This is a genomic window from Vibrio quintilis, assembly GCF_024529975.1.
Taxonomy (GTDB): domain Bacteria; phylum Pseudomonadota; class Gammaproteobacteria; order Enterobacterales; family Vibrionaceae; genus Vibrio; species Vibrio quintilis.
Window position 1 is genome coordinate 1,319,010 of the sequence record NZ_AP024898.1, and the last position, 24,947, is coordinate 1,343,956.

The following is a 24,947-nucleotide window of genomic DNA, read 5'->3' on the forward strand; positions in this document are numbered from 1 at the left end:
AAAAACCTATGAGACATATTGATGTGTGTGTCATCGGCTCAGGCCCTGCTGGCATGAAAGCCGCAGCGGAGTGTGCCCGCGCCGGTGCACAGGTGCTGTTACTGGATGAGCAGCCAGCCCCCGGCGGACAGATTTACCGCGCGGTTGGCAACGGCGATCACCCGGTCGGCAAACTGCTCGGCCCGGACTATTTACACGGGGCAACACTGGTTCAGGAACTGGCTCAGATTGAGACCTCCGGCAGACTGGAACGAATCACGCAGGCAACAGTCTGGCGGATAGATGCAGATAAGCGCGTTTACTGGAGTCAGAACGACCAGAGCGAGGTAGTTCAGGCGCGGCATATTATTCTGGCGACCGGCGCCACGGAGCGCAGTTTCCCGTTTCCGGGCTGGACCTTACCGGGGGTGATGACCGCCGGCGCAGCGCAGATTCTACTCAAAACTGCCCAAATCGCGCCGCAACAGGCGGTGCTGGCAGGCACCGGGCCGTTATTGTATCTGCTGGCTGGTCAGCTGATTGATATGGGTGTACCGCCGCTGGCGCTGGTGGATACACAGCAGCCCCGGAATTATCTGAAAGCGATCCGCTATACTGGCGGTGCATTGCTGGGTTATCGCTACCTGCTCAAAGGGCTCAAACTGATGTGGAAAATCCGCCGGGCGGGCATTCCCCACTACACCGGCGCGACCCGACTGAAAGCCACCGGACAGGGGCAGGTGGAGGCGCTGACCTTTCACACAGGCAGCAGAACACACACGCTGAAAACCACGTCAGTGCTCACCCATATCGGCGTGATACCCAATGTGCAGCTGACCCGTTCGCTGGAAACCAGACACCAGTGGAATACGCTGCAACACTGCTGGAAGCCGGAATTGGATCAAAACGGACAAACCTCTCTTGAGGGCATCTCTGTGGCCGGAGACAACGGCGGGATCGGTGGCGCGATGGTCGCAGAACTTCAGGGCGAACTCACCGCCCTTGCCGTGTTGCGGACTATAGACATGCCGGTGCCGGATCATGATTCACGCAGTCAGGCACTCAAACAACGCATCGCGAAGGAGCTGGCGGTACGGCCATTTCTGGATGCGCTTTACACGCCACCGGCAACGGCACTGGCCCCTGCGGATGAGACGATCATTTGTCGTTGTGAAGAAGTACTCGCAGGCGACATCCGCCAGCTTGCCCGCGAAGGAAGCGATGGCATCAATCAAATCAAAACCCTGACCCGGTGCGGTATGGGGCCATGTCAGGGGCGTTATTGCGGTGCAGCGGTCAGTGACATCATTGCCGCAACAACCGGCCAGACTCCGGAACAGGTGGGTTATTACCGGATCCGGCATCCGGTCAAGCCACTGAAACTGGGCGAACTGGCCAGCCTGACACCGTATTCACAATCATTTATGGCACCATATCGAAAGGAGACACCGCATGACGCAAATCCAGCGCCAGCACACGAATCAGCGTATGAGTAAAATTGTGATTCACAACGACACCATCTATCTGTGTGGTCAGGTCGGCAGCGGCGACACGGTCGCGGAGCAAACTCAGGAGGCCCTGCGCCGGGTCGGGGCATTACTGGCCGAAGCCGGTTCCGATAAGCAGCATGTGTTGCAGGCCACGGTGTGGCTGGCCGACATGGCGGATTTTGCTGAGATGAATCAGGTGTGGGATAGCTGGTTTGAGGCCGGATATGCACCGGCGAGAGCTTGTGGGGAGGCGAAACTGGCGCGGCCGGAGTTGCTGGTGGAAGTGATTGTCGTCGCGGCGGTTGCTGGTTAGTTTTTTGGTAGCAGTTTTTGGCTGTTGGGGTGGTTTGGTGCGCTGATTGTTTTTTCGATCCAGGCTGCGTTTGGTGGCCGCGCACCAGCCCTTTTTTGAAGGAACAAAAAGGGGCGAAAAATTCCTTTTTTATTCGGCTTCAGCGCGCGTGGTCAGGACCGGTTTTACCACCTTCCATGGCGGGAAAAACCTTCAACAGACGTCGTGTCTGTTGATCCTTTGACTGGTGGGTATTTTGGTGTGTTGGCAGTATTTATTGTCAGGCCTCCGAGCTGAAGGCCTCAGGATGTTGCTGACCAGAGTCTCCGATGACTTCCCACCCCGCCTTTGAGTTAACCCATAGATGATGCGCTACTTTTAAATGCTCTGCATCTGCTGAAATTAAACCCGCAGGCACATACATATGTGACTGACTGTCAGCCCCAGGCAAAGGCGAGCCACAACATTTATAAAAACTTGTTTCCCAATCATGTCCGGGTTTAGCCCACTTTTGAATGAGTTCTTCACCTGTTACCCAAGAGAAATCAGAGTTCAGCACGATTACAACAGCAATGCCACCACTGCCGGTAGATTTTCTGCAAATGGAACAATGGCAGATAAAAACGTCTGAAACTTTAGATTTGATCTCAAACTTAACCGAACCGCAATTACATTCACCTTTAGCCATTCCAATAAATCCATTTAGGGGGTCTAACGCCCGCTTAAGGTGTGAGCCACACTATCATCTACCTAAAGAATTGTGCCGTAACACTAAAGCCGATTCAAACCAATAATGCCAAGCGTTACAAATCTGCTTAAATTATTTGTTATATTTATTTTCTCGCTATTGCCTCAATATCAATGTCATTGAGCTTATCTATATGTGGTCTAAGCGAAATGATTAAGTCGATAATAGACACGATATTGTCGTCGTAAGTAGCTTTAGCAAACTTTTCTTCATTACCAAATAGATACGTATCAAAGAGCAACTGCAATACACGATAAACAATTGCATCATGCAAGAACATGAAAAACATAGATACTAAAAAAACACTGGTTTTTAAGTACTCTGTGCCTGTTACAGCAAAGAAAATAGTTAATGATATAAACAACAAACAGGACAAAATAGAAGATGTTTGCTTGTCCGTCAAAACACGTGAGTAAAGCGCTATTATCGAAGCTGTACTCCTTTTATTTTGTAGCTGTAAAATTGTGGCTCTAGCAACTAAATACCCTTTCATATACCTGAGCATTACATTAAGAACTTGCTCATCAATTTTACGCTTAGCGAAGGACCAGAGTTTTAGAGTGACCTTTGCGGTCACCCAAAGTAAGAACGCCCCAAGAATACTACCAAAGGCACCTAACACGATAATACCCGGAATCGTATCTTTTAACCAAACAACCAACTCTTCACTTAACAATTATTACCTCCGAACTACTCTATAAATATAACGCCGAGTGCAGCGGCAGTTTGTGGAGTGGCGTTTTGTGCTAGCGTAGCGCCCAGCACAAAAAGAGCCACGGAACAAACTGTCCGACTGGCACGATTTGTTAGAAGCATTTATGGGGCTACACATTGACCAAAAGGCCACCCTCAGAAAATTTGAAACCAATGTTACTTAGCAAGGCATTAGTGATATTAGTAAAAATCCGCCTTCTTAGAAGGCGGCTTTGGTTTACAGCCCCCTGAAAGGGAGCATTCTCGCGCTGTTAGTTCATCTTCAACTCTAACTGCGCCTCGTATTCTTGATCTTTCTTATCTTGGTGTCTGACGTAACGTCTGATGATTTCTTCATTTACGCCAACCGTATCGACAAAGTAACCTCTTGCCCAAAAATGATTTCCCCAGAGCTTCTTTCTTATATGCGGGAATTTGTTAAACAACCGGATTGCCGAACGTCCTTTCAACATCCCCATCAACGTTGAGATAGACACTTTTGGTGGAACTATCACAACCAGATGAACATGATCTTGCTGAACATTTAGTTCCAAGACCTCGCAATCTTTCATATTGCATAAAATATAGATTGAGCGATAAAGCTCCTTACCTACGTTACCTTTCAGGATCTTGAATCTGTATTTCGGCGTCCAAACTATATGGTATTTACAACGCCAATAGACATGTGATGAACTTCTATAGTCGCCCATGTTTTTTGTTTCCTCTTACTTGTGGTGAATAAGAGGTTTACTTCTAACATGGGCATTTCTTCGGGCAATAGCCCCAAGGTTCAATCACCACCGCCCAAGGCGGTGGTTTAGGGATGACAATAAAAGCCAAGGCAACCTCAACTGATTGAATTGCCTCGGACTCTGAACACATTTTTGCCTGGTGAAGAACTTTATTACGTATTTTTTGTATTGCGTCTCTCTCACTCCAAAGCGGCGAATTGCTGCCTTCTCGGCAATATTTATTAATACCAGCTTCAAAAGCGATATGATGATCCAATATTCCGAAAACCAATTCTTTAAATCGGTCAATCCCTGTTTGCTTAACTAGTCCGGTTGCAATTAACTCCGCCAAAGACTCGGTATGAACAAGCCCATAAACAATAGGCTTTAGTAATACAGACTTAAGAAGCACCTCGGTAGCCGTAGAAGAAAATAAAAGCGATGCAGTTGGTTCTGAATTCTGAAGCGATTTAGCCTTCTTTAAAAAAGTAACTGCATCTTTAGCAATATCAGCATGCGCCATATAATACGAAGCAAGACGATCAGAAACAAATTTCTCTACAACTTGTTCTTTATGCTCTTCATAAAGTTCAGAGGCTAACGAATCGACAAACTCAGAATATGCTTCCTCCTGTTGTGCCTCATACCAATCCATTGACATACATGTTTCTCCGAAAAATCCAGGTTGCTATAGCTTCTAACGCCTAAATGACCTGCGCCGCCAGGCGTCAGGTTGATTTATCTGTTAGCTGCTTATGCTATCGCCTGGCGGAAGCGCCCAACATACCGGCACATTGGTAAGCCCTATATGCTCATAATACGTATTAGCTGCCGGAGCGGCTATTAAGATTAGATAGCATTTAGGACCCAATTGTTCTTTGGTGATTATTTGAAGCTGTTTACCAATACCATGTTTTTGATAGTCTTTTGATACTGCCAAATCAGATAGATAGCATGCAAAGTTAAAATCAGTCATAGACCTAGCGATTCCAACCAATTCACCAGCGTCCCAAGCAGTGACTGTTAGATTACTATTTGCGATCATGCCTTCCATGCATTCACGGTCATCAATAGGTCTACGCTCACCTAAAGTAGAGCTTTTTAAAAGATCAACAAACTGATCCGTTGTTATTGGTTCATTAATCTTGTACTCAACTTCCATATTTTTACTCCATTTACAACAGCTAACGCCCCGCTCACCCGCACATACTGCGAAGAGCGGTTTGTTATGTGATTGGCATATTTTCATTCGTAGATTTTTCCACAATATAAGAATACAGCCATCTTTTTCCACATATTAGCTTCTGCTAAGTCTTGAGATGCACCAAAATCTGAATCTATTGCCCATGCATGTGCAGCCCCCAAGAATGACTCAATTGTTCCATTCTCCCAGCCATTGGATTCGCTACTATATGGATTGCTAGGGTTCAATTTCTCTTTGCGAACTGAGTCTTCACGATCCTTTTTGAGGACCTCCACGAAGGCCAAAAATGAATTTTGGTCATCTACTATTTCAACTAACTCGTGTAATTCCATAATTATATTTCTTGCTTTTCTTCACCGAGCTCTGTAGGCACATAACGCTTTGCTCACCGAAAAATTGGGAGCGTAGCGAGTAATTTTTCCGAGTGCAGCAATTTGTTATGCATTTTATGACTCTATTATGTTGTGCGCTTCAAGATAGTTAAGACCTCTAGAAGTAATACTTAGAGTGTCCTCTGTTCTCCAAGATATAAGACCCTGCTTTACTGCTTCCTGAATATATTTATCCAAAGTTAGCCTATGCATGGAAACTAACTGTACTATGTTTCTAAACCATATATAGTCATATTCTCTTCGCTCGTAACATTTAGCAACCGTCAACATTACCTCTTTCACTCCATCCGACGCTCTATCAGGTCGGGAGTGCTCCATTGGCTTGAACGGATTTTCACCAATCTTTGGTTTTTCAAATAGTGGTGAATTAAGCAAAGTGCGAAGAAGGTCGTCAAAACTATACTCGGCATCTTCATCTTTTGAAAAATTTACATATAGCTTTGTTTTTAAGAATGTAGGCCTTAAATCTGTTCCTACCTGCCGAATAATAGGAATGACTTTGCTGCTATCAATTTTTGAAAGCAAGGATGATGTCATAATCATTTTTTCATAGCCCACGCCACCCTCACCAGCGTTAGCTTTTTTGACATATTTATCAGTACATATCATTAATACGTAATCAGCGGCTTCCAGCTGTGTTTCCATGAAATGAGGAAGGTCGTCTCCTGGTTTCAAATCCCACTGGTCAAGAACGGCATCAACACCACGATTTCTCAATGTTGTCGCAAAATCTAAAACCCACCCCTTATGATCGGCTGAATCATGTGAGTAGGATACAAAAACTCTCGGTGGATTCATTTAGTCTCCATTAACTACTTATGCATAAAAGTTCTTATGTGGACAATGTCACCCAGACAATGTCCACATAATTTTAATTCAATTTATGTCATATTTCTCTAGCTTCATCATTTTTCACTAAAAAAGTATGATTTTCTCCATCGATAATCACAAAATACCGACAATATCTTTGTTAATTATTTTGAGTGTGATTTTATAAAATACTGTATAGAAAAACAGGTATCCATATGAAATCAATTTTCTTGACGAGTGTGAACGAATTTATGCTTGTTAGACATTATGCCCGGAAGACCATCCAAACCTATCTTTTTTCGATAGTTCAATACATTAGATTCAACAATAATCAACATCCAGCAGAATTAGGCTGTCAAGATGTCGAACGATTTCTGACATATCTCACGACTCAACGGAAAGTATCAGCATCCACACAATCTCTTGCTTTAAATGCGCTTGTCTTTTTATACCGAGAGTTTTTACCAATAATTGTGGGGACAGGCACCCCATCTCCACCATGTCTATTTCAACACCGAAACCTCTGGAAATTATGCCCAAAAAATGCCACAACTCTCCCTTCATCAATAAACAAAATTGACCAAATACTCAGTAATTCAAATGCACTTGCTCGCTGAATGCGGAGACTTTGAGCATACACACATAATTATTATGGTTTTCATTGATCATCTCATGATGGATGTGAGCAACGTTGAATTTGCAACGAATTTATATCAATAATGCTTATATTCGGTATGTATTCCCACGGAGGACCGTGGGAACAAGGGTTAGCGTAATAATGTTCGCTCATACTCAATGGCGTCTTTCAAATCACCATTGAGTTCTGCGTATTTGGGAATATCCTTTACTTTACGAAAGCCATTTCGCTCAAGAACTTTTCTTGAGCCCAAATTGCTGGTTAGAACAATAGCTTTCAATACGCCTAATTTGGATTCTGAAACTAAATATGATATCAGCCGGTTAACCGCCTTTGATGCAATACCCTTCGAAGCAAACCGTTCCCCAATCCGATAACCCAATTCACCTGTACCATTTCCGGATTCAATGCGATGCACGTTAATCCTGCCACAAATTTCATTGGACCCGGTTCGGATCAACATTGGGTACATTTTTCCATGAGTATGTAATGACAAAAATTCGGAGATTTGACTTTTAACACCTTGTGGTGAATAAAAATCTTCATTACGGGGTGATATATGCAAGTCAAACCAGGAGCGATTCGTCAATTCAAACTCTAACAGCTCGTCCACGTCTTCTGTAGAAATCAGCTCTATTCTTATCGCCATTTCAATCACCTTCACATGAATTAAGAGGTATTGAGGCCGGGGGAATTGGTTTGCTAAATTCCGTAGTCACGCTCTACTTTCGATATCCGGGTTTTGAACGATGAATACCATTTATCACGCCCAAGCCTTTGGGCTTCCTGATGCTCTGCATTTGCTTTCCACTGCTGAATGGACTCAAGATCAGACCAGTATGAAACGGTAATTCCAACACCTTCCCGTGCAGACTCTACGCCTAAAAAACCGGGTTGTTTTGAAGCTAATTCAACCATGCGATCCGCCATTTGGCCATAACCATTATCATCACCTTCACGGTGAGATGTAAAAATCACCGCATAGTAAGGCGGCTTCGGTGTATTAGCGATGAGGGACATATCTTTCTTCCTTTAAAGTGTCTTTTTAACAGGCAGTGTCTTTATAGTACTGTCAGGAAATACAGACTTCAATCCAGCCACACACTGCTCTGTCAGAACTATAAAACTATGGCCAATTTTCATTGACCACTACACCACGGGATGGCTTAACATTGCAAACCTTCAAAGAAGGTATCTCATCATTTTTGCGCCATCACCATATGTAGCAGAGATACTCTGATCCGTCACTTCAGTAAAACCCATCTTTTCCCAAAACAAAGAAGAGCCTTGAACTGCAACCAGCAAGATTTGTTCAAATTTAAGTATCATTGCAACGTTTAATAAATGGCTGACCATTTTAGCGCCAACCCCTTTTCCAGATACCTGATTTGAAATAGCTAAATCATGTAAAAACATTATAGGGCCAGATGTGTCAGACTCTTCAGGAAAAGGCTGGAATAATGGCAGCGGTGTTTCTTTATACCCAAGCAACCTGAAGATGCAGGGTTCAGCGTGCAGCCGAAAGGTACAGTTCAAGGAAAGGGAATGCATACCTGACTTAGAAGTGCCACACAAAAAGCTTATCGGGACAAACGTTTTAAATACAGGGCTTCTTATGCGCAACAATAGTATCCAAGAAGCGAAAGGCCGACTCCGAGTGCCGACACACCAAAAATCGCGCATATTAAGACCAGCACCATACATTCCGGAAATACATCCAGGCCTAATTTTGATGCTCGCTCTTTAATGTTGCGGCGTAAGCCTTGAGCAAGCTTTACTGCATAAAGAAAAAACAAGCCTAAAAAGATACTGAGTAATATCGGAAGAAGTAAAGCAAATACAGAGATCGATGGACTATCTTCAGAAAAATGAAACGAAAGTATTGCACCCGTAATGGCGTAATAAAAAAAATTTAATTTAACCACACCTGCCAAATAGAATTTGTATAGCCCCACACTAAGCTCGTAGTCTTTCCATTTTGTTGAGTCTGAATTCATCTTCGTTCCTTATAACACCGCGCTCCGTAGAAAATTTGTCCGATGACAGAAAACAAGTGGCGGGACAGGTACTTATCTGGAGAACAAAAAATCAAAAGTCTGTTCACAGAGAATATTCCACACATGAAACAAGCTGTTAATTTACTGATTTATAATGATATTTTATGCGTATCGTGGTTATTTAAAAAACAACATATACATATATCATTATATTTATATACCCAAACAACCTGAAGATGCAGGTAAATAATTGTGGGAACAGGCACCCCATCTCCACCATGTCTATTTCAACACCGAAACCTCTGGAAATTATGCCCCAAAAACACCACAACTCTCCCTTCATCAATAAACATAATTGACCAAATACTCAGTAATTCAAATGCACTTGCTTGCTGAATGCGGAGACTTTGAGCATACACACATAATTATTATGGTTTTCATTGATCATCTCATGATGGATGTGAGCAACGTTGAATTTGCAACGAATTTATATCAATAATGCTTATATTCGGTATGTATTCCCACGGAGGACCGTGGGAACAAGGGTTAAACACATCAGAAACAAACAGAATCAGGAGGCACTCTCTTCTGCATACTCTTGTTTAATCTCAAGAATATCAGGTAAAACCTGATGGAAAACCGCAACCAGTTCAGGGTCAAAGTGACGACCAGACTCCTGATCAATCAATGCGACCGCATCGCTGACTTCCCAGGCTTTTTTATAGGGTCTCTCTGTGGTTAAAGCATCGAACACATCAGCGATGGCGACAATTCTTGCAGAAAGAGGAATCTCCTCACCTTTTAATCCATTCGGGTAACCACTGCCATCCCACTTTTCGTGATGTGCCAAAGCGATAATACCTGCTTCTTTTAACAGTTCTGAGTCATGATAACCAATGATATCAGTACCAAACTGAGGATGTTGCCGCATCAGTTCCCACTCCTGATCATCGAGCTTCCCGGGTTTTAAAAGGACAGAATCAGGAATACCAATCTTACCGACATCATGCATCGGAGCCGCTTTGAAAATCAGATCCGAATAATTATCCGGCAGGTCTAATGCTTCCGCGATTAATCTTGAATAATGGCTCATCCGGATCACATGAAGTCCGGTTTCATTATCTTTAAACTCTGCGGCCCGGCCCAGGCGCCGGATAATTTGCAGCTGGGTCTGTATCAGATCTTTGGTTCGCTCGCGGACTGTTTTCTCTAAGTGGCGATTTTGATCATACAGGGAGAGGTGGGTCCGGACACGGGCCTGCACAATCGCAGGGCTGACGGGCTTGGTAATATAGTCGACAGCGCCTAAATCCAGACCAAAAGCTTCATCACTGTCAGCATCTTTCGCTGTCACAAAGATCACCGGTATGTTTCTTGTCTGTGGGTTATCTTTAAGCCTCCGGCAGACCTCATAGCCATCCATTTCCGGCATCATGACATCAAGCAGTATAATGTCTGGCGCAGGTGTACTCTGAGCGATTTTCAGGGCTTTTTGTCCGGATAACGCCGCTTTTACTTTGTAATCTGAACGCAGAATACCGCTGATCACATCAATGTTGTCAGACGTATCATCGACGACTAACACAACCTGTTTATCCATCCTTTCCCCCCGGAGTTAACAACTCAGCTTCAGGTATCAGTTTCAATATCATCCAGCGTGTCTAAAGCGCTATCGAAATCATATTCACTGATCGCCTTAGACAGGGTCTTTAATTTAGCTTTATCAAACGACTGAACCGGAAGTTCTTCCAGTTCATTCAGCACCTCTAACGCCTCCGTATCATCATCCTCAAGCAGCGATCTCAGCTTTTGGATCAATAATTTCTCTTTCTCCGGGTCCGTCTCGTCATCCCCGGATGGTTTTAGCCCCGTCGCTTCTGAGTCCAGTTCGTCTATTGCCTGAATTGCCTGGTTTACAAGCCCTGATAACTCATGGCGGAGCTGGCCAGTCACAGAAGCATCATCCTGTGCAGCAATGGATTCCTCCAGCCGCAGAGCAATACGGGATATCTGCGACGCACCGATGTTACCGGCTGTTCCTTTCAGCGTATGAATGAAACGCCCTGTTTCTTCGGTGTCCTGTGAATCCAGTAAAGTCTCAATATCACAATAGGTACGGCTAAACTTACTCAATAGTTTTCTATATAGTTTTGCATTATTTTGCGCGATTTCCATTCCCAGCTTTGTATCGATTCCTTCTAATTCCGGAAATGTTTCATCAGCAACCTCATATTTACTCAACCGGACCACGGATTGAGGTTTCGCGGGCGTCATCCATTTAGCGATGGTGTGAAACATGTCAGCCGCATTGATCGGTTTGGGAATATGATCATTCATACCGGATTCTATTGCTCTTTCACGGTCCCCGGCCATCACATTGGCAGTCATCGCAATCACAGGTAAGTCGGCGAACCGGGGGTCTTTTCTCAACGCTTTGGTCGCGGTATAACCATCCATCACCGGCATCTGGCAATCCATCAGGACGCCATCAAAATCTTCTTCAGCAAGCCTGTCGAGCGCTTCCTGACCATTTTCAGCAATGCTGACCACGATGCCTGCATTGGTGAGAAGTTCATACGCCAGCTCCTGATTGATATCATTATCTTCAACCAGCAAAATCTTTGCGCCCCTGATTTTATGCGTGCTGCCAATCTCTCTGCTGACTCTCAGATTCTGCCTGTCCGAGTCTGAGATATCATGACCAAAGGCTTCCATGACGGCATCAAGCATACTGGACGCAGCCACAGGCTTACTCAGCACATGATTGAAATGAATCCCTTCACGGTGAGCCACTTCCAAAGCCTCATCCCGGCTGTAAGCCGTAATCAGAATAATGGGGATATCCGGCTGAGAGGACCGAATCTCTTTGCTGGCAGTAATGCCATCAATCCGGGGCATCTTCCAGTCCATCACAATCAGGTCATACACCCCATCGTTACTCAATTTCAACATGCCTTCCTGAGCAGAACTGACAGCTGTTACATTGAAATCAAATGAAATCAGAAGCTCGGTCAGGATCTCCCTCGCTATTGAATTATCATCGACCACCAACACCCTCAAACCTTTCAGTTCCGGCAGTTCAGGTCTGACCCGCCCGATTGGCTGACCAACCTGAACACCTAAATTCGCTGTAAAGGTAAAAGTACTTCCCTGATCAACCGCACTTGTCACAGATATTTCCCCGTCCATCATGGAGCACAGGCGTTTACATATTGCCAGACCTAAACCGGAACCACCGTATTTCCGGGTTGTTGAAGAGTCCGCCTGACTGAAAGACTGAAACAGTTTGGTCTGTTGTTCCGGACTCATGCCGATGCCTGAATCCTTCACTGAAAACACCAGAGTCGCTTTATTTGAGGTTAACTTCTCTAAACGGACGGAAACAACGATTTGTCCCTGGTCGGTAAATTTGATGGCATTGTTGCCGATATTAACCAGCATCTGGCCTAACCGAAGCGGATCACCCACCAGCGCAGTTGGTACGTCTGCGGCCACATCAAAAAGCAGTTCTAATCCTTTTTCTTCTGCTTTTAAGCACAGCAGACTGGTCAGGTTTTCCATCACATCTTCCAGACGGAAGTCGATATATTCCATATCCAGCTTGCCCGCTTCGATTTTGGAAAAGTCCAGAATATCGTTGATGATACCGAGCAGGCTCACCGCGGAACGGTTCACTTTTTCAATATAATTATGCTGTTTTTTATCCAGGTCGGTCTGCAACGCTAATTCAGACATGCCGATAATGGCATTCATCGGTGTCCGGATCTCATGCGACATATTGGCCAGAAAATCCGACTTCGCTTTGGTTGCTTCCTCTGCAATGCCTATCGCATGTCTGAGCTCATCTTCTGCTTTCAGCCGGGCAGTAATATCATGAGCAATACCCTGAACCCCGACGACATGATTTTCATTGTCAAACACCGAAAACTCAGACACTTCAAGGAAGCAGGATTCCCCGGACGAGGTTAACATCTCGATGATATAAGGCGGGACCGTCTCTCCGTTCAGGGTCTTCTGTGTATTACATTCCACATGTTGATTGATTGGCGAATCCGCCATGTACTCACCATAGTGTGACATCAGCTCATCGATGCTACGGCCTAACATCGTTCCCGCAGAAGGGCTCAAATAAGTGAAAACCCCTGCTGAATTGTGTGCATAGAAGAAATAGTTCGTCCCGAAGTGCTCCACTAACTCTCTGAACCGGGATTCACTTTTCTGCAGCTCATTTTCCATTTTCTTCCGTTGGGTAATATCTCTGACAATCCCGGTATAGAGGTGTTCATCACCGATGAAAAGTTCACTGACAGCCAGGTCCATATCAAAGGTTTCACCATTTTTGCGACGCCCGACGACTTCTCTGGTTTTGCCGATAACCCTTGCTTCCCCCCCTTTCCGATAGTGACTTAAATAACCATCATGCGCACTTCTCACCGGTTCCGGCATTAACATTTTAATATTTTGCCCTTCAACCTCTGAACGGGTGAAGCCAAACATTCTCTCCGCCGCAGGGCTGAAATTTTGTACTGTCCCCCGGTTGTTCATCACGATAATGCCGTCTGCCGCATTTTCAATAATACTGCGAAGCCTCAACGTCCGTTCTCTGACACTTTCTTCAAGCTCTTCGTTGGATTTTCGCATAAAGCTCGTTGCTCTTTGCCCAATGGTCAGCGTCAGCAGACAGGCAGTCAAAATCAGACACAGCGAGACCATCGCAATCAGAAACAGATAAAACTGCAACTGATAAAAACCTTCCATCGCTTCCGCTTTATCAATTTCAGTGGTGAGACCAACACCATGTTCATAATCCCATTGCCATACCCCCATGACCTCAACACCTCTGTAGTCCCGGTAGCCTTTCACGTTGGCCCCGATGACAGAAAGTTTTTCGTTTACAGAAGGGCTGAAGGAGACGGACAGAGCAAGTAAATTCCCGGCCATCAGGGTAAAGGGATGTACGGCGTTATTCTCTGGGCGATATCCTTCCGGTAAACTTCCGCCCGGGTCTCTGACCTGAAGTAACTGGCTTTTGTCCGGATCTCTATCAAGCAGACCGATGTCATAAAGTTGCTCAATGAAACGGCTGGTGGTGAACATCTCACCCTTCTTATTGATCAGATAACTTTCACCAGATCGACCGATTCTCCCCTGATTCATAATCCGGGAGATGCGCCCATCCGGTTGTAACCTTTGCGTTAACACAGCCAGCACCTTGCCATGCTCATCCTTGATTGGTGCAGCAAAAAACATACTGAACTGTTGGAGGTTGGACTGCGTCGCATTCAGATGAGTCATCTTTACATCTGAATCGATTGGAGGAATAAACACCGTTGCACCTTGAAAGACTTGATCTAATCTCTGTTTTTCATAGATATCAATCAGATTCCGGGTCCCGATATTCTGATCCCTTGCTGAAGCAATGCTGATGCGATCAGGATTAATGATAAAGAAGCCAATCCCTTGTTTTTTTCTGTCATGCTTATCCATGAAATCCCGGAGTTGACGCTGCAGCCCGGAGTTTGTCAGCTTCTCCCTGGTCGCGGGAACTAAGAGCAACTGTTTCGATAACGCCACTAATTCCGGATGCATCGCAATTTCGGCAAGATGTTGTTTCTGGTCATCAATCCATATGTCCAGTCTCTCAGAGGTGACTTTTAATACGGACTTCAAATCCTTTTCAATATTCTTCGTGGTTGAATATCGGTTTTGCTCCACGGTATACCACACCAGTGTATACACAATCGTAATAATGACCCCCGTCAACATCATGATTGAAACAGTGAAGGCACGGGAACTGACAAATTTAGCAAGTTGTTCGTTACTCAGATACTTAGGCAGGAAATACATACTGAGTAGTACACCAATGACAACCAGTAAGGCGCCGCCCAAAATTAAATAAACGGTATTTCCATCGATTTCATGCACCCTGTCTTTCGGGACGGTTGCTGCGCTGTGATGACTCAAAAACCATTTTTCTCTGAGTTTTCTGATCTCTTGATCAGTGATTAAGGCCATTCCCTTTTGCAGGATTGAGCGAAGTTCCGGCAGATCTTTACGGGTTGCAATATTGAGCAGGCTATATTCCTCACCGCCCAACTCTAAAGCAGCAGAAATCGCGATATCATTCATCAGCTGCTCTGCAATAAAGTGGTTGAGCACGGCCATTTCCCCAAACGCTGCATCCGCCTTACCGATACTGACAGCAATCATTGTTTGTTGGGTATCTTTTAGCGGTAACACTTTGATTTCAGGGAAATCCCTGGCAAGAATTTCTTCATAAAAGAACCCTTTCGTGACTGCGACTGTCTTGCCTGCAAGTTCCTTTAAAGTGTTGTATGGCATTGTTTTCTTGCTCAGAATTGCGTTCGGATTATCCGCATAAGGCGGAGTATAGAGGAGATATTTCTGACGCTCAGGCGTTTTGACAATATTCAGCATCACATCAAGCTGTCCGGATTTCATCATGTCGAGGAAATCCTTCCATAACGGGCCAGTCACATACTCAACCTGAAGACCCACTTTATCAGCCAGAAGATTCATGTAATCGATAGAAAAACCCTGTGGTTTTCCGTTGACGGCATAATTAAAGGGCGGCCAGTCAGATTCATTACTGACACGGATAACAGGGTGCTTGTTTAACCAGGCGACTTCTGTTGCTGTCAGCTCAGCCTTCAATGATTCAGAGATAGGCGTATCGCCGGTAACTGACACCTCCCGGCTCACAGGAGTCCATAGCTGATCGTAAATCTCCTGATAGCTGCCATCCCTTTTTAACTGACGGATTCCTTGATTAAATTCATCTCTTAAAGCCGGATTGGTGAATCCCACGGCGAACCAGGTTCGCCCGCCAAAAACATCATATTGATTGTAGTCAGAAGGGTCGTAACCATAGTGTCGTGCCCAGTAAGAAAAGATATTCCAGTCGATCACCAGGGTATCAATTTTCTTTTGTAAGAACAGAAGCACCTGGGCTTTCTGGTCTTCCATCTCACGGTAGATTTCCATCTGAGGGATGACATCTCTGAATTCATCACCCAGATCGTTTTCAGCACCGACCCACGCCGCCACTTTGCGATTTTTCAGATCCCTGACAGAGCGGATGATGCGGCGATCTTCTGGCTGAGTCAGCGCATAATTCCAAAAATAGATAACCTTATCGGTGTAAAAGAGTGATGGGTCTGTGCCATAAGGCACCGTCGTTGCGATATCAATATTCCCTGCCCGTAATTGTTCAGTCAGCTGATCATTAGAGAAATAACGGATATCCAGCTGATGTCCGCGCGCTGCTAGCGCTTGCCTGACGATATCGATTTCAATACCGCGGTCAATAACGTCTGAAGGGGATTGCGCAAAAACAAATGGGGGTTTCGAATAGCCAAAGCCGGCTTTAAACGTTTCCCCATGAACCCAAGTTGAACATACAAAAAGCAGAAACCAGCCAGCTATCCATCTGTAAACGCGCGTCTGCATCATCATATTCTGCCTTCGAACACCTGCATCAATCTCACATAATTCAGTTAGAAGCATAGAACAACATGGCTGATATGTGAGATTTATACCCAAACAACCTGAAGATGCATGATTCAGGTTGTTTGGGTATACAGGTGCTTTTTACCGTCTTCCGTGACGGGGAAAATCTTCAACAGCTACCGGGCACTTTCCCCACAGACAGCAAACGCCACGCCGCAGGTTTGTCGTCAGCGGCTGGCTTGATTCTGATGACGATTAAAGGCAAGAACAGATATAGCCGGAGCGGAATTAAACACTTTCTCTTCGACACAGATTTCAGAAAACCCTGCGGCTTCTGACCACGCCGTAATCTGCCCCGCCGTGATACCGGAACAGGCATACTTTTCATTGAGTTGTCTGGGCATGTATGTTGTAGCAATGACGCCATCAGGCGTAAGCATTTTCCTGAGTCGCTTCAAAACTTCTGTTGGTTCCGGCCAAAATTGTACGACATTCACTGAATAAATCTTATCAAATGGCAGTTCAGATTCCGGCAATATCATGTCACTTCCCGGATAGAGTTTTACCCGTCCGTTTTCTATCGCTTTTGCATTTCTTTTTGAGGCCTGATTCATCATGATAGCTGAGTGGTCTATGCCGACAATCACACCTTCTTTTACAATATTGCTGGCTTTTTCTATCGCGACTCCGGGCCCGAATCCTATCTCAAGAACTCTGTCGGTTGAGTTTAATTTCAGCAAGCTTAATGTCCATTCATTGCGCTCAATATTAGAAGCGCGTCCTGCCATAATTTTCCCCGCCAGAATCCCCAACATCCCGGTTGGTTGTTTAAACTGATTCAATATTTTTGTTCCAATGTTCATCGCGATACCTCCTTTCAAAAAGAAAACAACTGATATTTTTCAACGCAGAATGACTATGTCTGCAAATCAGTGCCTTGGTCAGAAACCAATCCATTCTCGCTGAACATGCATCTTGAGGTCACTTGGGTATATGAGCCAGGCATATTTCTGGTTTTACCCCTGAGTTTACTTTTCAGCACCACCTGTTGATTGAAAACACTCAATGATTTGATCGAGTGTTTGACTTGCATGCTCCAGCCCGGCTTGCGGGAAATTTAACCCCACTTTTTCAAGCAAAGCAGATTCTGTTATTTGCACCGATTCAAACATTTCCTCCCCGGCCCGGGTTAACCGGACCAAAGAAGAGCGCTTGTGATTTGGATTGCTGATGAATACCACCAGCCCCCGCTCACTCAAAGAATTCACGATTGTTTGTATATGCTGACGACTTACCAATTTTTGGTCAGCGATTTGAGGAACGGTCTGAGACGGATTGTGATACAGATACTCAAGTAAAGAGCGGTGGCTGGAATTTATCCCGAACTGTTCCAGCTGACGATCAGAGACACAACGAAGCAGTTGATATAACCGACGGGTTTGCACCGTAATTTTGTATAGAGCCTGCGCAGACATATGAACACCATTATTGACAATCAGGTTGTCAATAATGGGCGATGACAATAAGGTTGTCAAATTAAATCATGGCAATGCGCCATCAGGCTGCGTCTGATGAAAGCTTTTAATATGCTGAAATTTATGGTTTTTATTTACTTTTAGAAGTGGGAGGCAGATTTGGATCGTCTGATTCATCAGACTTCAGTTTCTCTTCTTCCTGCTTCTGGCGTTCATGCATTGCTTTAATCAGCTGACGGTCCAGTTCTGCAAAATACAGATCTTCATCAGCTTGTCCCCGTAACCGGAGTTTGTCTGTAAAGTCCATCTGAAGTCACCTCTTTCGCTTCAGTTATTGATACAAGTATAGATAACAGCCAGCAAAATGACTGCTTTTTTATGATTTTAATATTCAACAGTACACGTAAATATAGACAATCTGAGGAGACAGGTTGCGGATATGCTTATAAAAAATAAAACAGTGAGGGTGCAGTATCATGTCATCAGGGCTGAAAGGCTCCTGCCGGAGAAGATACTCAGCCCCGATGACAAAAAATAACAGGTATACCCAAGCAACCTGAAGATGCAGGTTGTTTGGGTATAAAACAGTGCTTACTCAGCGGACTCCTGACTAAAGAACACAGCAAGATACGCCACAATATAGCCATAGAAAACCGACAGCAGCGCCACAGCAAAATTGGCGGCTTCCTGATCCAGGTGACTCTGATCAAAGTCACTCAAAATATAAATCGTGCCGACAAGCAGCCCCATCCAGCCGGCAAAAATCATATTCTTTCTGATACTGAGAATCAGATCATTGCGGGAGAAATTCTTACGGTATTCAATCAGCGTCAGGCTGCTGCCGGTCAACAGAACAAATATGAGCGAAATAAAATCTGCAAAAATAGTGACATCTAATCTGGTAATCGCGGCAATTCCTGAGCAAAACAGCACCAGGCCGATTATTTTTTTCATGGATAAACTCCTGTAAATATGATGGGTTAAATCACATGCATACTATCGTCGTGATACCGGCGATTCCTATCCCGAAAAAGGATAATTTTTACCGGAAACACCCGTTACCCGAACGGGTAATTCCTGTATAACCATCTGATTTTTAAAATATCTTAATGTGATGAGGAAATTTTATAAATCAGCTCTACTTTATTGTTTACTGCCGCTTTGGAATAAATATTTGAGATATGCTTTTTCACGGTATTTTCTGAAATAAACAGCGCGGCTGCGATTTCTTTATATTTGAGACCCTTGATTAAATACTGAATCAGCTCTTTTTCTCTCTCAGTAAACTGAAATTTATCCAGCTGATTCAGGGCGGGTTGTTCCGCTGTAACATTCACTGAGATATAGAGTTTCTGTAATACAAACTGAGCCCCGTAAGCCACCGCAATAAACAGCCCCAGATTCACCCATAATGAAAAACTAAGACTGAAGGCATGCAGCGAATAAATCAGCTCCCCCACGGTAACAATCCAGGCAACCGGAGTCAGATTATCAATGATCAGACGCAATGTTTTACCGGAAGTGAGCGGGGAACCAGGACTGAAATAAAGTGCCAGCGGAATAAAAAACAGCACCAGCAAAGCGGCCTCTTTTAAAAAAAGATATAACTGCAAAGCAACGGTGATGGTTAAAAAGAGAATAATACAGCCGGTCAGTTGGCTAGGTTGTACTTTGAATGTCATGATTCTGATGATGAAGAATTATTTACCATCGGGTTATTTTTCACTGCACCGGTGCATCTGTCAAAATAAAAAAAACCGCCAACTTGCAGGGTGGCGGTTTTTATCTGATACAAAGGTTGTGAAACGGGGTCAGTCTCATGCTCGTCTACGGTGCTGCTGTGTCGACATTCAGCAATAGTCCACCGGCAAAGTCATCTGTTGCAACCACAGAATAGACGCCACCATCTTCAACCGCTGCGGTTGCCTGTACAGCTGGCGTATAAGTCATATCTCCGGCGAGAATAACCGCCAGATAATAAGTACCTTCCGGCACATTAAGCGTCGCAGTGCCTTTAAAGTCAACGCCACTTAAGACTACTGTGGTGGCATCGAAAGTTCCGGTCGCTGAAGCATGAATATCCACCAGACCTAAACCGCCTGCTGTCGGGCTGGCATGTACAACCCGCAGTTTTGCATAACTGGCGACAGATCGCAGATCTTCAGCAATCACCAGCGGGTCAATGGTTTCGTCAGTCACACTGTTCAGCTTGCCTACCGCATAAATACTGGTCGTTGAGCCTGCATTCAGGGCAGTTCCCGGCGCTTCGATAACCACCAGACTATTATCAGATGATGCCGCGACACTCAGGTCATAGCTGCCGGGATCCAGATCTTTACTTCTGAACTCTTTGAAACTGATCATTGTCAGCCCGTCGACAGCACTGCCGGAAGCCAGCACATCCACATCCGGAGCATCATCGACGGCATGCACAACCCGCACCGCTGCTTTTTCACCGGTACTTCTCAGTACACTATATCCGTCTTTATCCGCTACCAGCAGGTTCACCGGTGATACCGCACCACCATCAACATTTGGCAATGCAGTGATCATCAGGTCGCTACCCATGGTCAGTTCAAGGTTACCGCTATCGAATACCGCGCTTTTATCACCCGCCAGAGTCACCCGGATCCGGTATGTTCCCGAAGGGATGGTGACTGGTAAATCCGCGCTGTCAATTTTGAATTCAAGGCCGCTGACCGCAGGATCCACACTGCTGATGTCTTCTTCTGTACTCAGATAAATATCAACCCCGGCTACGTCCGGATGCGCATGTAATATATCAAGACGCACAAAGTTTCCTTCAGGCCCGGCGGCATCGCGACTCAGCACAACCGGTTCAATGCTTGCCGCATTATTCACCGCAATCACGTCATACTGCATATCCGGTGAGAAATTCAGGTTTGCACCAATCACTTCTGATTGCTGATCACCGGGAAGCAGCGCATTCACTGCAATATCGTAGCTCCCCGACATCAGACCGATCCAGTCTCCTGCAACCTGATAATCTGTTTTTTCCAGACCTGAAGCGACATCACCATTGAGTGTCACTGAAACCATCGGTGCATCACTGCTGGCATGTGTCACCCTCAGTTGCACATCATTGTCGTCTTCATGATTACACCCGGCTAAAAAAATTGCCGAACCAAATACTGCGATTAACGAATTGACTTTCATAGCTGTTACCTCTTGTTGTTCGATAGACGGCTTAAGTTACGGGTCACCCGTTCAATTCGATCATCGCTTTTTATGATTATTTTTACTTTTATCAATAAAGCACTGACTCAGCGAAAAACTTTTTCATCCAAAAAGAGAATCCATACGTATAAGAAGAAAAATCAACCGGAGCTCAACACTGTGCGACATCATGAATCCCAGCCATTACACCTGCCCTGTCTGATGACCACAGATCATCTGCTGCCTGTCGGCAAACGCAACATCCGGGGCAACGGGTTCATTTTTTCTCAAACCCTGCTCGATGCCATCAAACATCATGGCGTTTGGCTGGTGATGCAGGACAGTGACGGTCAGGCGGCCATTGCGCCGGGCGATATCGTGATACAGGCGAAAATTCTGGCCGTTGACTGGCTCTCTGCCGACCAAATCTGTGCCGAAATCTATACCCACCGCTGGGGCCGGATTGTCAGTGTCAGACAGGCCGCAGGATTCGGCTGGCTTTGCGCTCAGCCAGCGCCATTATGGAAAACACCACAACGCCTGTCCTCTGATGACATTTTAGTCACGCACTTCAGACAGTGGCTGCGTGAATCTTCCCGGCTTACCCCTTCTCCCTGGCTGTCAGAACAAACACCCCATATTACCGATCCCAATCAGCTTTGCTGGTACTGGCTGGAACTACTGCCACTGCCGCTTTCCACCAAACAACGTCTGCTCCGGCAGCCTGATTCGCAAGTCTGTCTGCGTTATCTGAAAAAAATTTTCCGTCATAGTGATCGATTCAGTCTCAACTTGCGTTAAATCAGTATCGATCCCATGCTTGAAGTCAATCACAATGAAAACAAGTCAGTTCTCAACTCCGGAGAACACTAAGGAGCCCATGATCGAGCAACCTTTGTCATGTCATGACGTGGCAACTTTGTTGTTTCGCATTGCAGAATCACGCTGCAAACGAAGCTATGAGCAATTATTTAAAATGATTGCGCCCATGTTACTGAACTACACCCGGCAACAACTTCATGACGAATCCCTGGCGATGGAAATTGTGCAGGAGACCATGCTCAAAGTCTGGCTCAAGGCGCATCTCTATGATGAGTCTAAAGGGGCAGCCACCACCTGGATCTACTCTGTCGCCCGGAATGTAAAATTCGATACATTACGCAAACTCAAACATCAGAATGACTGGGTTCAGGGCGATGATCTGTGGCCGGTTCTTTGTGAAGAACCGGAGCCGGACCGGCTGCCTGCAGAATTTCATTCGATTGTCCGTCAGGAACTCAATAAAATTCTCGATGAACTGCCGTCTTCCCAGTCAGAAGTGGTCAGAATGATTTGTTTACAGGGCGAATCCCATCAGGCTGTGGCACAAGCGCTGAATGTGCCGCTGGGAACCGTGAAAAGCCGGCTCAGACTGGCGCTACAGAAAATGAAGGAGGCACTGGATGACTAAGATTCACTACCATCCGACGGATGAAACGCTGGCTCGTTATGCAGCAGGAGACCTCGATCCGGCATCAGGTATTATGCTCAGTGCACACCTGGAATTTTGCAGCCACTGCCGCCAGAAAGTAGCGGCTTATGAAAAAGCACAGGCCGGTGAAATGATGCGGGCAAAACCGGAGCCGCTCAGCAGCGGGCTTCACGATATGCTTTCCCGGATACTTGAGCAAACTCCGGCGCAGGCCAGTGGGTTACCCTCTGCGGAGTGCGACACAACACCACCGGAAATGACGACCGAAATCTGTGTAAACAATAAGTCTTTCCGCCTGCCGCGGGCTTTAAGGCGTCATGAGGCCCATATTGGTCCGTGGAGCCGGCTGCCGGGAAATATCAAGCGGGCCAGCGTTTCGACCAGCGGTCAGAGCAAGATGAACTTCATCTATATGGATTGTGACAGCAGCCTGCCGCAACACACCCATCAGGGCCGGGAAATCACGCTGGTGCTGGCCGGAGAATTCAGTGATGAGCAGGCCACCTACCGGCCGGGAGATTTTGTTCTTCAGACTGACAACAACACACATTCGCCCAGAACCTCGGCTGATCAGGATTGCTTATGCCTGACCTTACTGGATGCACCGCTGCGTTTCACTTCCGGCCTTGCAACCTTATTAAATCCATTCAGCCCGCTGTTTTTCCGTTAACATGCTCTTCCTGCCGGTGGCTGACACCGGCAGGATTCTTTTTTTACATCCATGCCGGTAAGTGATATCAGACACCTCAGCGTTGCGTATGATTTTCCTCAGTCGCCAGTGCCTGAAGCTCATTGGCAAAACCCAGCCCGGCCACGTTATAGATATTGAATGTATAATCAACGCCCAGTTCGCGGAGTTCATCTTCCTCATCATGGTACTTGGCGGTTGCTGCAATGCGCCCCTGGTAACCCATTTCTTTGAGACGTAAAACTGAATTCACATTGGCCTGATGGTTTGGCATCGTCAGCAGTACCCACTCCAGATCATGATGCAGCTCAGGTGCTCTGATCCAAAAGTCCGGATTGGTCGCATCCCCGGCATAAATATTACATCCCTGCGAGGTCAGCTTTGCAGCCCTTTCCCTGTCCACTTCAATACCGGCAATATTATCAGGATAGCTGTTTTCCAGCGCATGATATGCGGCAATTCCCATTCTTCCCATGCCAAACACAACCGCCTTAATATGCGCCAGCTCCAGCTTTTTCTCAGATTCTAACCGGTACTTTCTCTCAAACCAGTTAAGCTTTGCCCGCCATCGCTCATAGATTTGATCCCGCACGCTGATCACCGGCGCAGAAATCATAAATGAGAGCGATAAAACCACCGCAAGCACGGCCAGCCAGTCATGGGACAACCAACCCGATGACACCGCAATTGCCCCGACTATCAAACCAAATTCACTGTAATTTGCCAGGTTCAGCGAGGTCCGCCAGGCGGAGCTGGTCCGTAAACAGAACAAACTGAACAGACCGAAGTAAATCGCGACTTTGATCGGCAGGAACACGATAAACAGTAAAGCGATCAGAATTTCGGTGCTGCCCGGTGTGGCTGTCATACCCACGCTTAAAAAGAAGCCGACTAAGAACAGTTCCTTAAACCCAAGCAGTGCTTTAACCAGTTCACCGGATTTCGGATGATTCGCCAGCAACATACCAAATACAAGCGCACCGACATCTCCTTTGATGCCGACGACTTCAAACAGATCAGCCCCGACCAGTGCCACGGTAATACCAAAAAGAATCAGCAGTTCACCATGCCCGACCCTGTTGAGCACTTTAAACATGATCCATCTCACCGGGATCAGCGCCACAAGAGCCAGCGTCCAAATCGTCGGCAGTTTCCCCATAGACACCGCGATAAAAACCACCGCAGCAATATCCTGAACAACCAGCACACCAATCGCTGTCTGCCCGTGCAGGGCATTATTCGTTCCGCTCTCATCAAGAATCCGGACAGCAAAAACTGTGCTGGAAAAAGACATGGCAAACCCGATGAGCAGTGCGGTTTCAACCGACAGGCCACCGATCAGGGGAAGGGATGTATAAGAAAGGAGGACCACCAGTGCCGAAAACAGCGCGGTGACTATCATCATGTGCAGGGTCGCCGTTCCCCACACTTCCGGCCTTGCCAGAGATCTCAGTTTGAGTTTCAGTCCGATGGAAAACAGTAAAAGAGTAATCCCGAGATCAGCCAGAACGCCCAGAAAGCCGCCCTCTTTCACTCCAAGCGCATTGAGGGCAAAACCGGCAATCAAAAAACCCACAAGGGGCGGCAGCCCTGCCGTTTTCACACCAAGGCCACACATAAAAGCAATTGCGATCCAGAGCGGGTCGCCATAATGAATTGAAAGTAATTGCGGGTCCATAGCAGTCCTGAGAGT

General features: G+C 45.9%; 26 protein-coding genes. 6 read left to right on the forward strand and 20 right to left on the reverse strand.

What is annotated here, in order from left to right:
* Window positions 1–8 precede the first annotated feature (8 nt).
* Together OC443_RS24400 and OC443_RS24405 are read left to right on the forward strand one after the other, a co-directional pair.
* Window positions 9–1,475, forward strand: a complete 1,467-nt coding sequence (locus OC443_RS24400; protein ID WP_073585867.1) for an FAD/NAD(P)-dependent oxidoreductase — start codon at window positions 9–11, stop codon at window positions 1,473–1,475.
* Entirely contained in the window at window positions 1,432–1,782 is a 351-nt protein-coding gene (locus tag OC443_RS24405) for a RidA family protein (protein ID WP_073585868.1), read from the forward strand. The genes OC443_RS24400 and OC443_RS24405 overlap by 44 nt, the downstream gene beginning before the upstream one ends.
* 259 nt (window positions 1,783–2,041) lie before the next feature.
* Here the strand turns inward: OC443_RS24405 and OC443_RS24410 are convergent, their stop codons facing one another.
* The 7 genes from OC443_RS24410 to OC443_RS24440 form a co-directional block, all read right to left on the reverse strand.
* Window positions 2,042–2,449, reverse strand: coding sequence for a GFA family protein (locus OC443_RS24410; RefSeq protein ID WP_073585869.1), 408 nt, complete (start codon window positions 2,447–2,449; stop codon window positions 2,042–2,044).
* Between the two features lie 145 nt (window positions 2,450–2,594).
* Window positions 2,595–3,185, reverse strand: a complete 591-nt coding sequence (locus OC443_RS24415) for a hypothetical protein (protein WP_073585870.1) — start codon at window positions 3,183–3,185, stop codon at window positions 2,595–2,597.
* 289 nt (window positions 3,186–3,474) lie between these two features.
* On the reverse strand, window positions 3,475–3,912 hold the full coding sequence (gene tnpA / locus OC443_RS24420) for an IS200/IS605 family transposase (protein WP_073580231.1): 438 nt from the start codon (window positions 3,910–3,912) through the stop codon (window positions 3,475–3,477).
* Between the two features lie 43 nt (window positions 3,913–3,955).
* The gene (locus OC443_RS24425; protein WP_073579438.1) at window positions 3,956–4,594 is read right to left on the reverse strand and encodes a hypothetical protein; all 639 of its coding nucleotides are present in this window, start codon (window positions 4,592–4,594) and stop codon (window positions 3,956–3,958) included.
* Window positions 4,595–4,678: 84 nt separating this feature from the next.
* Window positions 4,679–5,095 carry a GNAT family N-acetyltransferase gene (locus OC443_RS24430; RefSeq protein WP_073579437.1) on the reverse strand — a complete coding sequence of 139 codons (417 nt, stop codon included), beginning with the start codon at window positions 5,093–5,095 and terminating at the stop codon, window positions 4,679–4,681.
* Window positions 5,096–5,178: 83 nt separating this feature from the next.
* A complete protein-coding gene (locus OC443_RS24435; RefSeq protein WP_073579436.1) occupies window positions 5,179–5,469 on the reverse strand; it encodes a DUF7660 family protein in 291 nt (96 codons plus the stop codon).
* Window positions 5,470–5,583: 114 nt separating this feature from the next.
* A complete protein-coding gene (locus tag OC443_RS24440; RefSeq protein WP_073579435.1) occupies window positions 5,584–6,327 on the reverse strand; it encodes a toll/interleukin-1 receptor domain-containing protein in 744 nt (247 codons plus the stop codon).
* Window positions 6,328–6,554: 227 nt separating this feature from the next.
* Between OC443_RS24440 and OC443_RS24445 the strand changes: the two genes are divergently transcribed.
* Window positions 6,555–6,956 (forward strand): site-specific integrase, encoded by a 402-nt coding sequence (locus OC443_RS24445; protein WP_073579434.1) that lies wholly within the window; start codon window positions 6,555–6,557, stop codon window positions 6,954–6,956.
* Window positions 6,957–7,106: 150 nt separating this feature from the next.
* On the opposite strand, the gene OC443_RS24450 is transcribed toward OC443_RS24445, so the two are convergent.
* The 12 genes from OC443_RS24450 to OC443_RS24505 form a co-directional block, all read right to left on the reverse strand.
* Window positions 7,107–7,625, reverse strand: a complete 519-nt coding sequence (locus OC443_RS24450; protein ID WP_073579433.1) for a GNAT family N-acetyltransferase — start codon at window positions 7,623–7,625, stop codon at window positions 7,107–7,109.
* 53 nt (window positions 7,626–7,678) lie between these two features.
* Entirely contained in the window at window positions 7,679–7,996 is a 318-nt protein-coding gene (locus OC443_RS24455; protein ID WP_073579432.1) for an antibiotic biosynthesis monooxygenase family protein, read from the reverse strand.
* 162 nt (window positions 7,997–8,158) lie between these two features.
* Complete coding sequence (locus OC443_RS24460) at window positions 8,159–8,467, reverse strand: GNAT family N-acetyltransferase (RefSeq protein ID WP_234976311.1); 309 nt, start codon at window positions 8,465–8,467, stop codon at window positions 8,159–8,161.
* A gap of 122 nt (window positions 8,468–8,589) precedes the next feature.
* Window positions 8,590–8,973, reverse strand: a complete 384-nt coding sequence (locus OC443_RS24465) for a hypothetical protein (RefSeq protein WP_073579431.1) — start codon at window positions 8,971–8,973, stop codon at window positions 8,590–8,592.
* 571 nt (window positions 8,974–9,544) lie between these two features.
* Window positions 9,545–10,573, reverse strand: a complete 1,029-nt coding sequence (locus OC443_RS24470; RefSeq protein WP_073579429.1) for a response regulator — start codon at window positions 10,571–10,573, stop codon at window positions 9,545–9,547.
* A gap of 29 nt (window positions 10,574–10,602) precedes the next feature.
* Window positions 10,603–16,449, reverse strand: coding sequence for a response regulator (locus OC443_RS24475; protein ID WP_262021765.1), 5,847 nt, complete (start codon window positions 16,447–16,449; stop codon window positions 10,603–10,605).
* A gap of 221 nt (window positions 16,450–16,670) precedes the next feature.
* A complete protein-coding gene (locus OC443_RS24480; RefSeq protein ID WP_073586532.1) occupies window positions 16,671–17,306 on the reverse strand; it encodes a class I SAM-dependent methyltransferase in 636 nt (211 codons plus the stop codon).
* 165 nt (window positions 17,307–17,471) lie between these two features.
* Entirely contained in the window at window positions 17,472–17,978 is a 507-nt protein-coding gene (locus OC443_RS24485; RefSeq protein WP_073586533.1) for a MarR family winged helix-turn-helix transcriptional regulator, read from the reverse strand.
* Between the two features lie 70 nt (window positions 17,979–18,048).
* Window positions 18,049–18,225: a hypothetical protein gene (locus tag OC443_RS24490; RefSeq protein ID WP_200796995.1), complete on the reverse strand. Its 177-nt coding sequence runs from the start codon at window positions 18,223–18,225 to the stop codon at window positions 18,049–18,051.
* A gap of 284 nt (window positions 18,226–18,509) precedes the next feature.
* On the reverse strand, window positions 18,510–18,872 hold the full coding sequence (locus OC443_RS24495) for a hypothetical protein (protein WP_073586534.1): 363 nt from the start codon (window positions 18,870–18,872) through the stop codon (window positions 18,510–18,512).
* A gap of 152 nt (window positions 18,873–19,024) precedes the next feature.
* Complete coding sequence (locus OC443_RS24500; RefSeq protein ID WP_073586535.1) at window positions 19,025–19,600, reverse strand: response regulator transcription factor; 576 nt, start codon at window positions 19,598–19,600, stop codon at window positions 19,025–19,027.
* A 145-nt stretch (window positions 19,601–19,745) separates the two neighbouring features.
* A complete protein-coding gene (locus tag OC443_RS24505; protein ID WP_073586536.1) occupies window positions 19,746–21,095 on the reverse strand; it encodes a DUF4397 domain-containing protein in 1,350 nt (449 codons plus the stop codon).
* Window positions 21,096–21,275: 180 nt separating this feature from the next.
* On the opposite strand from OC443_RS24505, the gene OC443_RS24510 reads away from it, so the two are divergent.
* From OC443_RS24510 to OC443_RS24520, 3 genes are all read left to right on the forward strand, one after another.
* A complete protein-coding gene (locus OC443_RS24510; protein WP_143169467.1) occupies window positions 21,276–21,896 on the forward strand; it encodes a hypothetical protein in 621 nt (206 codons plus the stop codon).
* A gap of 79 nt (window positions 21,897–21,975) precedes the next feature.
* Window positions 21,976–22,545, forward strand: a complete 570-nt coding sequence (locus OC443_RS24515) for a sigma-70 family RNA polymerase sigma factor (protein WP_073586538.1) — start codon at window positions 21,976–21,978, stop codon at window positions 22,543–22,545.
* Window positions 22,538–23,236, forward strand: a complete 699-nt coding sequence (locus OC443_RS24520; protein WP_073586539.1) for a ChrR family anti-sigma-E factor — start codon at window positions 22,538–22,540, stop codon at window positions 23,234–23,236. Before OC443_RS24515 ends, OC443_RS24520 begins: the two co-directional genes overlap by 8 nt.
* A 76-nt stretch (window positions 23,237–23,312) precedes the next feature.
* Here OC443_RS24520 and OC443_RS24525 read toward each other — a convergent pair whose 3' ends face one another.
* Window positions 23,313–24,932, reverse strand: coding sequence for a cation:proton antiporter family protein (locus tag OC443_RS24525; protein ID WP_073586540.1), 1,620 nt, complete (start codon window positions 24,930–24,932; stop codon window positions 23,313–23,315).
* Between the last annotated feature and the right edge of the window lie 15 nt (window positions 24,933–24,947).

Bases quoted from the DNA above. Each gene is read 5' to 3' on its own strand.
- OC443_RS24405 (WP_073585868.1), top strand. From the start codon at position 1,432: ATGACGCAAATCCAGCGCCAGCACACGAATCAGCGTATGAGTAAAATT.
- OC443_RS24490 (WP_200796995.1), bottom strand. From the start codon at position 18,225: ATGGACTTTACAGACAAACTCCGGTTACGGGGACAAGCTGATGAAGAT.
- OC443_RS24455 (WP_073579432.1), bottom strand. From the start codon at position 7,996: ATGTCCCTCATCGCTAATACACCGAAGCCGCCTTACTATGCGGTGATT.
- OC443_RS24445 (WP_073579434.1), top strand. From the start codon at position 6,555: ATGAAATCAATTTTCTTGACGAGTGTGAACGAATTTATGCTTGTTAGA.
- OC443_RS24410 (WP_073585869.1), bottom strand. From the start codon at position 2,449: ATGGCTAAAGGTGAATGTAATTGCGGTTCGGTTAAGTTTGAGATCAAA.
- OC443_RS24520 (WP_073586539.1), top strand. From the start codon at position 22,538: ATGACTAAGATTCACTACCATCCGACGGATGAAACGCTGGCTCGTTAT.
- tnpA (WP_073580231.1), bottom strand. From the start codon at position 3,912: ATGGGCGACTATAGAAGTTCATCACATGTCTATTGGCGTTGTAAATAC.
- OC443_RS24400 (WP_073585867.1), top strand. From the start codon at position 9: ATGAGACATATTGATGTGTGTGTCATCGGCTCAGGCCCTGCTGGCATG.
- OC443_RS24430 (WP_073579437.1), bottom strand. From the start codon at position 5,095: ATGGAAGTTGAGTACAAGATTAATGAACCAATAACAACGGATCAGTTT.
- OC443_RS24450 (WP_073579433.1), bottom strand. From the start codon at position 7,625: ATGGCGATAAGAATAGAGCTGATTTCTACAGAAGACGTGGACGAGCTG.
- OC443_RS24475 (WP_262021765.1), bottom strand. From the start codon at position 16,449: ATGATGATGCAGACGCGCGTTTACAGATGGATAGCTGGCTGGTTTCTG.
- OC443_RS24480 (WP_073586532.1), bottom strand. From the start codon at position 17,306: ATGAACATTGGAACAAAAATATTGAATCAGTTTAAACAACCAACCGGG.
- OC443_RS24465 (WP_073579431.1), bottom strand. From the start codon at position 8,973: ATGAATTCAGACTCAACAAAATGGAAAGACTACGAGCTTAGTGTGGGG.
- OC443_RS24425 (WP_073579438.1), bottom strand. From the start codon at position 4,594: ATGTCAATGGATTGGTATGAGGCACAACAGGAGGAAGCATATTCTGAG.
- OC443_RS24435 (WP_073579436.1), bottom strand. From the start codon at position 5,469: ATGGAATTACACGAGTTAGTTGAAATAGTAGATGACCAAAATTCATTT.
- OC443_RS24515 (WP_073586538.1), top strand. From the start codon at position 21,976: ATGATCGAGCAACCTTTGTCATGTCATGACGTGGCAACTTTGTTGTTT.
- OC443_RS24525 (WP_073586540.1), bottom strand. From the start codon at position 24,932: ATGGACCCGCAATTACTTTCAATTCATTATGGCGACCCGCTCTGGATC.
- OC443_RS24440 (WP_073579435.1), bottom strand. From the start codon at position 6,327: ATGAATCCACCGAGAGTTTTTGTATCCTACTCACATGATTCAGCCGAT.
- OC443_RS24495 (WP_073586534.1), bottom strand. From the start codon at position 18,872: ATGAAAAAAATAATCGGCCTGGTGCTGTTTTGCTCAGGAATTGCCGCG.
- OC443_RS24470 (WP_073579429.1), bottom strand. From the start codon at position 10,573: ATGGATAAACAGGTTGTGTTAGTCGTCGATGATACGTCTGACAACATT.
- OC443_RS24500 (WP_073586535.1), bottom strand. From the start codon at position 19,600: ATGACATTCAAAGTACAACCTAGCCAACTGACCGGCTGTATTATTCTC.
- OC443_RS24505 (WP_073586536.1), bottom strand. From the start codon at position 21,095: ATGAAAGTCAATTCGTTAATCGCAGTATTTGGTTCGGCAATTTTTTTA.